This is a genomic window from Gemelliphila sp. 1F1, assembly GCF_056897515.1.
In genome coordinates, this window is sequence record NZ_JBXHBE010000005.1 from 127,576 (window position 1) to 139,975 (window position 12,400).

Here is a 12,400-nt window from a genome sequence, read left to right on the forward strand (position 1 = left end):
GGTTTGTTATGAACAATGTAATAATTGGAACGGCTGGTCATATTGATCACGGAAAAACAACTCTTATCAAAGCATTAAGTGGGATAGAAACTGATACTACTGTAGAAGAAAAAGAAAGAGGTATGTCGATAAATCTAGGTTTTGCGTATTTTGATTTACCTAGTGGTAAACGTTGTGGAGTGGTAGATGTTCCCGGACACGAAAAATTTATAAAGAATATGTTAGCAGGGGTAAGTGGAATTAATCTCGTATTGCTGTTAGTAGATGTTCGAGAAGGAATAATGCCTCAAACTAGAGAGCATATTGATATTTTGTCTCTACTAGGAATAGAAAATTATATAGTAGTAGTTACTAAAATAGATTTAGTAGACGATGAATATAGAGAGTTAGTAGTAGAGGATATTAAAGAATTTATAAAAGGAACAAAATTAGAAAACAGTCCTATTATTGAAGTAGATTCTATAAGTAAAAAAGGAATACCTAAACTACTAGAAACTATAGATAACAAAACAGAAGATATAGCAAAAATAAAGGAATCAAAAAATGCACGATTAAATATAGATAGATCTTTCCAAGTGAGAGGTTTTGGAACAGTAGTTACAGGAACTTTATTAGAAGGGACTATATCCGTAGGAGATGAGCTAGCTATTTATCCTCACAATAAGAAAACAAAAGTTCGAAGTATTCAAGTGCATTCGGAAGATGTACAAACTGCATTTGCAGGACAAAGAACAGCTATTAACCTTAGTAATATAAAATTTGAGGATACACGACGAGGATATACTTTAGCAACACCAAATACTCTTACAAAAACTTATATGATAGATACAGAGATTTCTATTATTAATAATTCTGATTATAACTTAGAACTATGGGATAGAGTGCGAGTTTATATAGGAACTACCGAAGTAATGGCAAGAGTTGTTCCGTTAGGAATAGATTCACTAGAACCTGGCAATAAAGGTTTTGTTCAGTTAAGGTTAGAAGAAGAAATTGCCGTCAAAAATTATGATAAATTTATTATAAGAACATATTCTCCTATGGTAACAATAGGGGGAGGAGTAATATTAGATGTTAATCCGAACAAACATAGCCGCTTCAATGAGGAAGTTTTATCAAAATTAAAAATTCAGTCAGAAGGAAGCATTCAGGATTTAATAGCTAATTATTTATTAAGTAGTCATAGTTATCTAGTAGATATAGAGGATGTAGCAAAGAATTTAGAACAATCAGAAGAAGTAATTAGTGTAGAACTTAATAACCTAGTAAATTCAAAAATAGTCTATAAAATAGCTAATCAATATATACACATTAGAAAGTATGATGATATAAAAGAAAAAATGTTAAATGTTATTGAAGACTATCACAAAAAATTCAAGTTAAAGATAGGAATACCTAAGGTAGAATTGCTATCTAAATTTAAACTTAATGCGAAAGAAGTAGCAACACTAATAGAGTTATTAATAGATAATAAAGAATTGAAAGCAAATAACAATTTTGTTTCTTTATTAGATTTTTCTGTAAAATATGATAGTAAGCAACTTAGCGAAAAGAAAAGAATAGAAAAACAGCTACTTGATGCTAAGTTTACCCCACCAAGTATAAAAGATTTAACTAAAGGGGTACGAGCTACTACTGAATTGCTAGATTCTCTTATAGGAGATAGTATCGTTAAATTAGATGAAGATTTAGTACTGCATATTGATGTTTATAATGATGCTGTTGATAAAGTAACCAATCATTTCAAAAATAGTGATCAGATGACATTGGCTGAATTTAGAGATATGACAGGGTCTAGTCGTAGATATTCTATGGCAATTTTGGAATATATGGATAAACAAGGCTTAACTAGAAGGGTAGAAAATTACCGAGTATTAAATAAATAATATCATTTTAAGAAAGGGCGAAAAGTATGACTTACTATTTTGATTACGGAGCAACATCTTTGAAAAAACCAGAAGCTGTTGCCAAAAAAGTTTATGAAATATTATCTTCTGGAAAATACGCCAATCCATCTCGTGGAAGTTATAAGGAAGCTAACAATGCTTTTTTAGAAATTTACAAAACTAGAAAATTAGTAGCAGACTTGTTTGGGATAAGTGATGAAAAACGAGTAATATTTACTAATAATGCCACAGAAGCGTTGAATATGGCAATAAAAGGTGTTGTTAGGCAAGGAGATCATATTATAACTACTAAAATGGAACACAATTCTGTTTTAAGACCTATTTATCAACTAGCAGCTAACGAAAATATTGATTATTCTATTGTAGCTAGTGATGAGTATGGTGTCGTTCTTTATGATTCCATAGAAAAATATATAAAAAACAATACAAAATTGTTAGCTATAACTCAAGCATCTAATTTAACGGGAAATATTGTAGATTTACAAAAAATAATTTCAATATGTAAAAAACACAATATATTGTTATTAGTAGATGGCTCTCAAGCTGCGGGGGTTATAGATACAAAAATAGAGAAGTTAGGTATAGATTTATATTGCTTTACAGGGCACAAGAGTTTGTTCGCTCCTCAAGGGGTAGGCTGCTTGTGTATAGGTAATACTAATTTAGATATAAAATCTTATAATGTAGGTGGTAGTGGTATAAAGACGTTTGAGAAAAGTCAACCACAAGATTATCCAGAGCGACTAGAAGCGGGAACACATAACACCCCTAGTATAGCAGGACTTGGAGAAGGGATAAAGTACATATTAAACAATGGAATTGATAATTTGTACAATAAACAATTATCTTTTGCCAATAAATTTTACAATAGTATAAAACATTTATCTAATATAGAATTTTATGGCAACTTTAATTCTCCAAAAACTGCCACAGTTGCCCTTAACTTTAAAGGTGTATCATCTAGTGATATTGCAGAAGAGCTATTTGAAAATTACAATATAGCAATAAGGGCAGGTTCACATTGTGCTCCTCTTATGCACGAACATTTTGGTACAGTAGAACAAGGGATAGTTAGATTTTCTTTCTCTAGTATGACGACAGAAGATGAAATTGATTATGCAATAGATGCTATTACAAAAATATCCAGTGAATTAAACTAATTTTGATAAAAGGAGAAGATAATGAAAAAATTGTTATCGCAAGTGCCGTCAATTAATAAAATATTATTAAATGACAAAATAAAAGCATCTTTAGCAAGATATCCTGAAATATTTGTCAAAGATGTCGTAAAAAAAGAAATTGATTTGTTGCGTTCTAATATTTTGAAAGGCTATATAACTGAGCTACCTAGTATAGATTTGTTGATAGATAATTTAGTCGATCAATTAGCTAAGCAAAGTAAACATTCATTAAGAAGAGTAATAAATGCAACTGGAACTATACTTCACACAAATTTAGGGAGAAGTTTACTTAGTGAGAGTGTAAAAAAGAATTTAGTAGATGTAGCTTTTAATTATTCTAATTTAGAATTTAATATAGAAGAAAAATCACGCGGAAGTAGATACGATCACTTAACAGAAGTTATAAAAAGATTAACTGGTGCAGAAGCGGTTTTAGTAGTAAACAACAACGCAGCAGCAGTTATGTTAGCATTGAACACTTTAGCTAATGAAAGAGAAATTATCGTTTCAAGAGGGGAACTAGTAGAGATAGGAGGAGCCTTTAGAATACCTGAAATTATAAAACTTAGTGGTGGAATACCGAAAGAAGTAGGAACTACTAACAAAACACATTTACGTGATTATGAAGAACAAATTAACGAGAATACAGCAGCCCTACTGAAAGTTCATACAAGTAATTATAAAATTTTAGGATTTACAAAGGAAGTAAGTAATCAAGAAATTGCAAGTCTAGCTAAAGAGAATAACTTAGTTTCTATTAATGATTTGGGAAGCGGTCAGTTGGTAGATTTTAGAAAATATGGACTTCCTTATGAACCTACAGTTAAAGAAGTTTTGGACAGTGAAATTGATATAGTTACATTTAGTGGTGATAAATTATTAGGTGGTCCACAAGCGGGAATAATTGTCGGTAAAAAGCAATATATAGATAAAATGAAAAAAAATCAACTAACGAGAGCTTTGCGTGTTGATAAAATGACTATTGCTACATTGGAAGCAACATTAAGCATATATTTAGATGAAAAGAGAGCGTTAGAAGAGATACCTACACTTCATATGATTTCAATTTCAAAAGATAGACTACAAGAAAAAGCTCAAAAATTTGTAGAAAAAGTAGTTAGCTTAAATTTTGATGTAGAAATTATAGAAGATAAAGCAGAAGTAGGTGGTGGAAGTTATCCAGCCAGTTATTTAGATAGTGTGGCGGTTAAATTGACGCATAGAAATAAATTAGCTACAGAATTAGAGAGAAGTTTATTAGTTGATGTAGATATTCCAGTAATTACTAGAATAAAAGATAATAGCATAATTTTAGATATGCGTACTCTTAGAACTAGTGAATTTGATATAGTTGTCAATAATTTAAAAGATATATTGGACGTAAAATAAAGATTATATATTAAAACCATAATAACTAATAAAAGACAAGGCATAAAGTCTTGTCTTTTATTAGTATTAAGTAATAGATTATAAAAAATAACTTTTAACTCTCCCAAGATATGTTCTCGATTTCTAAGCAACTATTGTATTTTATACAAAGTATTTCATCACTTAAATCTGGATCTATCATAAAATCAATGCTTATAAAATTTTCTCCTAGCCATAGAGATATACTATCTATTTTAATATTTTCTATAAAAGAATTAATATTTGTTGGAACGTTTATCTCTAATTCTTCTTTATGAAAAATTATATAATCATTGTTTTCTTTTAAATAATTCTCCAAAGCAATAAGTACATTGTTTTTATATTTTTCAAAATCTATTAAGAATTTTGAAAAAGTGTCTAAAATAGACAATGTTAAATTATATGATTTATCATACCAAAGTGTTGTGGGTATTCCTTTGTATTTATCTTCCCAAATTACAATAACATCATCATCGAAGTTGTTGTCTACTCCTCGTTCTACGTCAATAATACCAAAGAAATAATGGGTAATTTTATTCATTTCTATTTTTCTCCTATTATTTTCATGTGAAACAAAACATGTTATTTTTTAGTTTTTATTGATAATATTATAGGAGCTAAAATCCATATTAATATTATCACAAATATTTTGTAATCAATTGTGTAATGCGCAATTAATATACATATAATTAATATAGAAGTTATAGTTGATATTAAATAGTAGAACTTTAAATTTTTTGTATCTAAAATATATGTGTCGTTTTTTTCTCTAATCTTTTTGTTTGGGAATAAGGTAGAAACTAATCCGGGTATTAACGCAAATAAAATTGTAATATTTTTAAAACTTAAATACCAAAAAACTGTTATTAGAAGTAGTAGTGTTACAAATATAATTATTCTATGGGGTATAGATAGTTTGTTCATATTTTTTACCTCCAAACTTAAAGATAATAAATTCTAACTTTTTATATGATAAAAATATTGGGTACACTTTCATTATATCATAAAATTAAATTTTCAAAAAAATAAAGAACTACCCTTATATATTAAGTAGTAGTTCTCGTAAGTAAATTTTATTATTTTAAGGGATGTTACTATATTATAAAATAGTAGCTTCCCAAATGTCAGGTTTAAATCCTATTAATAAAATGTTTTTATAAAAATCATAAGCTAGAGGACGTTTTATAAGCATTCCATCACTTAATAAAATTTCAATTTGTTCATCTTTTGTAAGTGTTGGTAACTTGTCTTTTAAATTTAATTCTCTATATTTAATTCCACTAGTATTAAATAAATTTTTTAAATCTATATCAAATTGTTCTAAAATTTTGTTGATATCTACTTTTGTAGGTTGTTCTTTTGTTATATCTATAAATTGTGCGTTAATATTTTTTTCAGTTATAAATTTTTTAGCTGCTCTACAAGTAGAACATTTAGGGTATTCGTAAATTTTCATAATTGTTTTTTCTCCTTTAAACTAAAGAATATTTGTAAATAATATAAATAAAAATAAACATAATAGTTATTGAAATAATATTAATAATTTTTTCGGTATATTTTTCGAATAATGAATTTAAAATTTTATAAATTATTATACCTATAATAGCTCCTAAAGTATTATCTATCAGATCAGTAATGTCGCTCATGCCTATGGCGAAAATAAATTGAGTTGTCTCATAAAATAAACTTAGAGAAAATGCTAAAAATATTTTCCAAAAATTACTATTGTTAGGCATAGTTGAACTAGAATATATCCCAAAGGGAATAAATATTAAGATATTTAAGAATACTTCCATAGGATTCATATATTCATAGGGAGTTATATTGATTGTACGATTAATAGGATCTGATAAAAATTCTATTATGTTTGATTCCATTTTGAAAATAATAATCCACGTTAGAAATATTATGTATATAGTAAATAAAATTTTTGTAATTATTAAATCTTTATTGGTTGTCATAAAAATTCCTACTTTGCAAAAATATGTACCATTATAACATAGAAAACAGGATAATTAAAGTTATATATTTACAGAAATAGGTTTAAAATTATCAGATATTTTGTTATAATATATGTAAAATAATTAATAAGGAGTGAGGCTTATGACATTACAAGAAAGAATACAAAATTATGCTGCTGTTGTAGCTAAAATAGGAATAAACGTTCAAAAAGAACAAAAAGTTGTAATTCGCTCAAGTATAGAAGCTAGAGATTTTGCTTTGGCAGTATCTGAAGAATGTTATAAATTAGGTGCAAAGACAGTTGATATAGAGTGGGGAGATAAAAAATTAGCGAAACAGAAATTAACTTATGAAACTAAGGAAACTTTGCAAGAAATACCTAATTGGTTTGTTGAAAAATATGAAGAAGATGCTAAAAATGGAGCTGCATTTATTTCAATAATTAGTGATGATCCAGATATTTTAGCAGATGTTGATAAAGATAAGTTAAAAACATCAATGGTAGCTAGATCAAAAGCGTTACGTAATTATATGAGTGCGATGATGAATAATGAATGTCCTTGGAATGTGGCTGCAGCAAGTTCGGTAGCGTGGGCTAAAAAACTTTTCCCAGAGCTTTCTGATGAAGACGCGTATTTAAAATTATGGGATTTAATATTAAGTGCTTGTCGAGTTGATGGAGATGGAATAGAAAATTGGGAAAATCATATTAAAGTTCTGGATGAAAAAGGACAATTCTTGAACAATAGTAAATTTAAACAAATCCATATTACGAGTGAGAATGGAACAGATTTATATGTAGGATTACCTAAAGGTCATATTTGGCAAAGTGCAGGAAGTATTGCAGGAAAAACAGGTCAAAGATTTGTTGCTAATATACCTACTGAAGAAGTGTTTACATTGCCACACAAAGATGAAACTAACGGTATAGTTTATAATACAAAACCTCTAAATTATGCTGGGGTTATTATTGACGACTTCTGGGTTAAATTTGAAAATGGAAAAGTTGTGGATGTAGCCGCGAAAAGAGGAGAAGAAGTATTAAAAAATTTATTAGATACTGATGAAGGTGCTAAACGTATCGGAGAGATAGCATTAGTTCCGTTCCAATCGCCCATATCAAATACAAATATCCTATTTTTAGAAACGTTGTATGACGAAAATGCGTCTTGTCATATAGCGCTAGGAAAAGCTTATCCTACTTGTTTAGAAAATGGAGAAAATATGTCAGAAGAAGAGTTAGCTAATGCAGGAGCTAACGATAGTTTAATTCACGTTGATTTTATGATTGGAGATGCTACTACTAATATTGTAGGTATTACAGAAGACGATAGAGAAATACCGATATTTACTAATGGAAATTGGTCATAAAAGAAATAAAGTCGAAGTATGAGAGTAATCTTATCTTCGATTTTATTTTAGAAAATAAGAAAAATATTTGCGTAACTTTTACTAATATGTAATAATTATATAGAGTTTAATTTTCGTAGTTAAGGAGTTTCAAGTGAGAGTAGATAAATTTTTAAAAGTTTCGAGAATAATAAAACGCAGAACTGTAGCAAATGAAATTTGTCAAAAAGGTTATATTTCTGTAAATGGTAGAACAGCTAAAGCGTCAACTCCGCTAAAGATAGGAGATATAATTACAATATTTTTTGCGAAAAAAGAGGTAGAATATGAAGTATTGGAACTAAAAGACAGTACAAAAAAAGAAGATGCTTCAAAAATGTTTAAAATTATATCAGAAAAAACTAAAGAAGAATAGAAAGGAGAGTTCTTAATGGCTGATAATAAAAAGACAACTATAAATCGTAATGACAAAAGTTTTAGACAAGATGTACGTAGAGCAAAAGAACAATATAGAAAAAGACGTGTATCTATTATTTTAACTGTATGTCTAGTAATATTGTCAGCAACATTAATAAGAACTTTTTTCTATTATCAAGAGAAAAAGGATGTAGAATCTAATATAAAATCTCAACAACAACAGTTAGAACAACTGCAACAAGATAAGAAAAATAATGAAGTGATTATTAGCAAACTAAAAGATCCATATTTTATTACTGATTTAGTTCGTCAAGAGTATTCTATAAGTTATTCTGGAGAAATTATTTTTAATTTACCGATAAAAGAAAATTCTGTAATGAGTAATAACTATAATGGAGAAATAGATACTTCTAAACAATTAAATGAAGATGCTATTGATAAATTGTTAAAAGCAAAAGAAGAACAGAAGAAAAAAGAAGAATCCAAAAAAACTACAAACAATAACAACGATAATACTAATACTTCTAATAATGCTGACGATAAAAACAATAAAAATAATAATGAATAATAAAGATAATAAAGAAGACTACTTGGTCTTCTTTTTTGGTATCCATATTAAAATTATACCGATAAATAATAAAATACGGCCAACATATTCATTATATCTATGATAAATCGTAAAAGAAAATAGAAGATAAAATGTTAGAAATATCTTTCTAGTAAAATCAGACATTTGTCATCAACTCCCTATATTATTTTTACATATTGATTTTTCTTTTATGTGTATATATTAAGAGAACTATCATTGATATAGCGTACAATATATAATATTTAAAATTAAACAATTTTTCGCAAAAAAGTAATGTTATGAAATATGTTGCAGTTACTATACTAAATGATATATAAACTTTCTTTTTGGAAGGTTTGTATATAAGTGATATATTTAATGCTATGAAAATAACTATATATAAAAAATATTCATTTACAAAAGTTGTCATATTATACACTCCCTTGAATACAAATAATAAATATTTATTTTTATCTATATGTTAAAAATTAGCGGATAAATTTATCTGCGTTATTATACCTTTAGATTAGCATAAAATTTAAATGGTAACAATAAGAAAAAGATAGAAAACTAGTGAAAACATACTTTCTAAAGATAGAGAAAGAAAATGTGGTATAATATAAAATATCAATAAAGAAGCGAGAAATACTGCTCCCAAAAGTTCAATATAGTAACTTAACGGGGTTATTTTTATAGTTATAATAAGGTATTTTAAATAAGTTATAGAAAAATTGTACTAAAATTAAGAAAATGTGATAAAATAGCAATATAAGTTTTTATTGAAAAATGGAGATACTTAGTATGGATAAAAAATATGACGGATATGCATTACATACAGATCTTTACCAAATAAATATGGGGTATGTTTATTTTAAAGATGGAATACACACTAGAAAATCTTATTTTGATGTATATTTTAGGAAGGCTCCTTTTGGTGGAGGATATGCGGTGTTTGCTGGCTTGGCAAAAATAATAGACTATTTGAATGAGTTTGAATTTACTAAAGATGATATAAGTTATTTGTCTACTTTAGGTTATGACAATGATTATTTAGATTATCTAGCTAATTTAAGGTTTACAGGAAGCGTCCGTTCTGTAAGAGAGGGCGAGATTGTTTTTGGTAACGAACCATTAATTAGAATGGAAGCACCACTTATTCAAGCACAATTAATAGAAACTGCAATTTTGAACATTGTTAATTATCAAACATTAATAGCAACAAAAGCAGCTAGAATTAAACATATATGTCCTAACGAAGTTTGTATGGAATTTGGAACTAGACGTGCTCACGAATTTGATGCAGCTATTTGGGGGGCTAGAGCAACAATTATAGGAGGTTTTGATGCTACTAGTAATGTAAAAGCGGCAAAACTTTTTGATATTCCTTGTAGCGGGACGCATGCTCATTCATTTGTACAATCTTATCAGGATGAAAAAGTGGCATTCAAAAAATATGCAGAATATCATAAAGATTGTTATTTTCTAGTTGACACTTATGATACGTTGCGTTCAGGAGTTCCTAATGCAATAGCAGTCGCTAATGAATTAGGAGATAAAATTAATTTTAAAGGTATTAGATTGGATTCTGGAGATATAGCTTATTTATCAAAAGAAGCGAGAAAAATGCTCGATAAAGCAGGATATACTGACGCAAAAATAGTAGCTTCTAATGACTTAGATGAAGATACTATTACACACTTAAAACAACAAGACGCCAAAGTTGATGTTTGGGGAGTTGGAACTAAATTAATTACAGCTTATGAAAATCCAGCTTTGGGATGTGTGTATAAACTTGTCTGTTTGGAAGATGATAATGGAAATATGGTAGATAGATTGAAAATTTCAGAAAATCCAGCAAAATTAACAACTCCAGGAATAAAGAGAGTTTATAGAATAATAAATAATAAAAGTGGGATGGCAGCAGGAGATTATATTGCTTTAGAAAATGAAGATGTTACTTCTTATGATAGTATTAAATTATTCCACCCTACACATACCTATTTATCAAAAGAGGTCGAAGATTTTACAGCTATAGATTTACATCAAGATATTTTTGTAGATGGACAGCAGGTTTATAATTTGCCGAGTGTTGAAGATAGCAAAAAATACTTTGAAAGTAGCAAAGGAAAGTTTTGGATGGAGTACACACGTATTTTAAATCCAGAATTTTATCCGGTTGATCTTAGTTATAAGTGCTGGGAAAATAGAAGTAAAATTCTAAATGAGTTGAAAAAAGATATTAAGTAAAGGGGTATGTTATGACTTTACAACAAGAAATAATAAAAAAATTAAAATGTAATTCAACTATTAATTCGATAGAAGAAATAGAAAGAAGAAAGAAATTTTTAAAAGATTATTTGCTACAAAATCCTTTTATAGAAAGTTTAGTTCTTGGAGTATCTGGAGGGCAAGATTCAACTTTATGTGGAAAAATTTGTAAATTAGCAGTTGATGAACTCCGCAATGAAACTGGCAACAGTAATTATAAATTAATAGCAGTGAGATTACCTTACGGTAAGCAATTTGATGAAGAAGATTGTGAAGATGCATTGGAATTTATGCAACCTGATGTAACATATACTGTTAATATAAAAGAAGCGGTTGATGCTAGTTACAATAGTTTATTAAAGTCTGGGATAGAAATTAGCGACTTTGCCAAAGGTAATGAAAAAGCGAGGGAGCGTATGAAAGTTCAGTACTCTATTGCTACTATGAATAGAGGAATTGTTGTAGGAACAGATCATGCTGCAGAGGCAATAACTGGATTTTATACTAAGTATGGAGATGGAGGAGTAGATATAATTCCTCTTTATGGTCTAAATAAAAGACAAGGAAAGCAACTTTTAAAGGAATTGGGTTGTCCAGAGCACTTATATACGAAAACACCGACAGCAGATTTGGAAGATAATAAACCAGCATTAGCTGATGAAGTTGCTTTAGGAGTAACTTATGATAATATAGATGATTATTTAGAAGGAAAAGATCTTCCAAAAGAGATAACAGATATTATAGAGAAACACTATATTAAATCAGAGCATAAAAGAAACTTACCAGTATCGTTATTTGATTTTTATCAACAATAGTATAAGCCTTACAAAAGTAAAGTTTATAAAATTTAATTACTGCTCCATAGCTTTTTTTCTATATTAATAATTAATGAAATAGTTAAATATTAACACAAGTAAATTTATTTGAATAATGGATTTTCTTGTGTTTTTTCGTTAAATGTATGATAACTATTGACAAAGAAAAATAAAAACTATATAATTATGAACATCTTCTTAGAAATGTTATATATTTTTCAAAAAAATTAGAAAAAATAAAAAAAGATATTGACAAAAGAAAAAGAAGATGATAGAATAATAAAAGTCTTGACGAGAGACGAACAATAAGAAAGAAAAACTTATTGAATGTTAAGAAAAAAAGATAGAAAAAGTTCTTGACAAAAAAAAAGAAAAATGATAAACTATAAAAGTTGCAAAAAGCAACGTTTGAACATTGAAAACTAAACGAAAAGTCAACGTTAATTCCGATAAAAGAAGTTGAAGAAAAGACAACTAAAAAAACTTTTTTAAGAGAGCTAATCAAGCTAACAAGTAATTTGGAGA

The 12,400-nt window shown here is 28.0% G+C and carries 11 protein-coding genes; 8 read left to right on the forward strand and 3 right to left on the reverse strand.

What is annotated here, in order from left to right; genetic code table 11:
• The first annotated feature begins 8 nt into the window (after positions 1-8).
• Genes selB through selA form a run of 3 tightly spaced genes read left to right on the forward strand, consistent with a single transcriptional unit; the run spans position 9 to position 4,477 of the window.
• Positions 9-1,886, forward strand: coding sequence for a selenocysteine-specific translation elongation factor (selB, locus tag AC1XWJ_RS06110; protein WP_483335003.1), 1,878 nt, complete (start codon positions 9-11; stop codon positions 1,884-1,886).
• A 26-nt stretch (positions 1,887-1,912) separates the two neighbouring features.
• Positions 1,913-3,067 carry an aminotransferase class V-fold PLP-dependent enzyme gene (locus AC1XWJ_RS06115; RefSeq protein ID WP_483335004.1) on the forward strand — a complete coding sequence of 385 codons (1,155 nt, stop codon included), beginning with the start codon at positions 1,913-1,915 and terminating at the stop codon, positions 3,065-3,067.
• Between the two features lie 21 nt (positions 3,068-3,088).
• On the forward strand, positions 3,089-4,477 hold the full coding sequence (gene selA / locus AC1XWJ_RS06120; RefSeq protein ID WP_483335005.1) for an L-seryl-tRNA(Sec) selenium transferase: 1,389 nt from the start codon (positions 3,089-3,091) through the stop codon (positions 4,475-4,477).
• A gap of 94 nt (positions 4,478-4,571) precedes the next feature.
• Here selA and AC1XWJ_RS06125 read toward each other — a convergent pair whose 3' ends face one another.
• The 3 genes from AC1XWJ_RS06125 to AC1XWJ_RS06135 form a co-directional block, all read right to left on the reverse strand.
• On the reverse strand, positions 4,572-5,036 hold the full coding sequence (locus AC1XWJ_RS06125; RefSeq protein ID WP_483335006.1) for a DUF2004 domain-containing protein: 465 nt from the start codon (positions 5,034-5,036) through the stop codon (positions 4,572-4,574).
• A 558-nt stretch (positions 5,037-5,594) separates the two neighbouring features.
• A complete protein-coding gene (locus AC1XWJ_RS06130; protein WP_483335007.1) occupies positions 5,595-5,951 on the reverse strand; it encodes a Spx/MgsR family RNA polymerase-binding regulatory protein in 357 nt (118 codons plus the stop codon).
• A gap of 16 nt (positions 5,952-5,967) precedes the next feature.
• The gene (locus AC1XWJ_RS06135) at positions 5,968-6,456 is read right to left on the reverse strand and encodes a VanZ family protein (protein ID WP_483335008.1); all 489 of its coding nucleotides are present in this window, start codon (positions 6,454-6,456) and stop codon (positions 5,968-5,970) included.
• Positions 6,457-6,598: 142 nt separating this feature from the next.
• On the opposite strand from AC1XWJ_RS06135, the gene AC1XWJ_RS06140 reads away from it, so the two are divergent.
• From AC1XWJ_RS06140 to nadE, 5 genes are all read left to right on the forward strand, one after another.
• Positions 6,599-7,828, forward strand: coding sequence for an aminopeptidase (locus AC1XWJ_RS06140; protein ID WP_483335009.1), 1,230 nt, complete (start codon positions 6,599-6,601; stop codon positions 7,826-7,828).
• A 133-nt stretch (positions 7,829-7,961) separates the two neighbouring features.
• Positions 7,962-8,222, forward strand: coding sequence for an RNA-binding S4 domain-containing protein (locus AC1XWJ_RS06145; protein WP_483335010.1), 261 nt, complete (start codon positions 7,962-7,964; stop codon positions 8,220-8,222).
• Between the two features lie 15 nt (positions 8,223-8,237).
• Positions 8,238-8,792 carry a septum formation initiator family protein gene (locus tag AC1XWJ_RS06150; RefSeq protein WP_483335011.1) on the forward strand — a complete coding sequence of 185 codons (555 nt, stop codon included), beginning with the start codon at positions 8,238-8,240 and terminating at the stop codon, positions 8,790-8,792.
• An 801-nt stretch (positions 8,793-9,593) separates the two neighbouring features.
• Positions 9,594-11,039 (forward strand): nicotinate phosphoribosyltransferase, encoded by a 1,446-nt coding sequence (locus AC1XWJ_RS06155; protein ID WP_483335012.1) that lies wholly within the window; start codon positions 9,594-9,596, stop codon positions 11,037-11,039.
• Between the two features lie 11 nt (positions 11,040-11,050).
• Positions 11,051-11,875: an ammonia-dependent NAD(+) synthetase gene (nadE, locus tag AC1XWJ_RS06160; protein ID WP_483335013.1), complete on the forward strand. Its 825-nt coding sequence runs from the start codon at positions 11,051-11,053 to the stop codon at positions 11,873-11,875.
• Positions 11,876-12,400: the final 525 nt, after the last annotated feature.

Bases quoted from the DNA above. Each gene is read 5' to 3' on its own strand.
- selB (WP_483335003.1), top strand. From the start codon at position 9: ATGAACAATGTAATAATTGGAACGGCTGGTCATATTGATCACGGAAAA.
- AC1XWJ_RS06115 (WP_483335004.1), top strand. From the start codon at position 1,913: ATGACTTACTATTTTGATTACGGAGCAACATCTTTGAAAAAACCAGAA.
- selA (WP_483335005.1), top strand. From the start codon at position 3,089: ATGAAAAAATTGTTATCGCAAGTGCCGTCAATTAATAAAATATTATTA.
- AC1XWJ_RS06125 (WP_483335006.1), bottom strand. From the start codon at position 5,036: ATGAATAAAATTACCCATTATTTCTTTGGTATTATTGACGTAGAACGA.
- AC1XWJ_RS06130 (WP_483335007.1), bottom strand. From the start codon at position 5,951: ATGAAAATTTACGAATACCCTAAATGTTCTACTTGTAGAGCAGCTAAA.
- AC1XWJ_RS06135 (WP_483335008.1), bottom strand. From the start codon at position 6,456: ATGACAACCAATAAAGATTTAATAATTACAAAAATTTTATTTACTATA.
- AC1XWJ_RS06140 (WP_483335009.1), top strand. From the start codon at position 6,599: ATGACATTACAAGAAAGAATACAAAATTATGCTGCTGTTGTAGCTAAA.
- AC1XWJ_RS06150 (WP_483335011.1), top strand. From the start codon at position 8,238: ATGGCTGATAATAAAAAGACAACTATAAATCGTAATGACAAAAGTTTT.
- AC1XWJ_RS06155 (WP_483335012.1), top strand. From the start codon at position 9,594: ATGGATAAAAAATATGACGGATATGCATTACATACAGATCTTTACCAA.
- nadE (WP_483335013.1), top strand. From the start codon at position 11,051: ATGACTTTACAACAAGAAATAATAAAAAAATTAAAATGTAATTCAACT.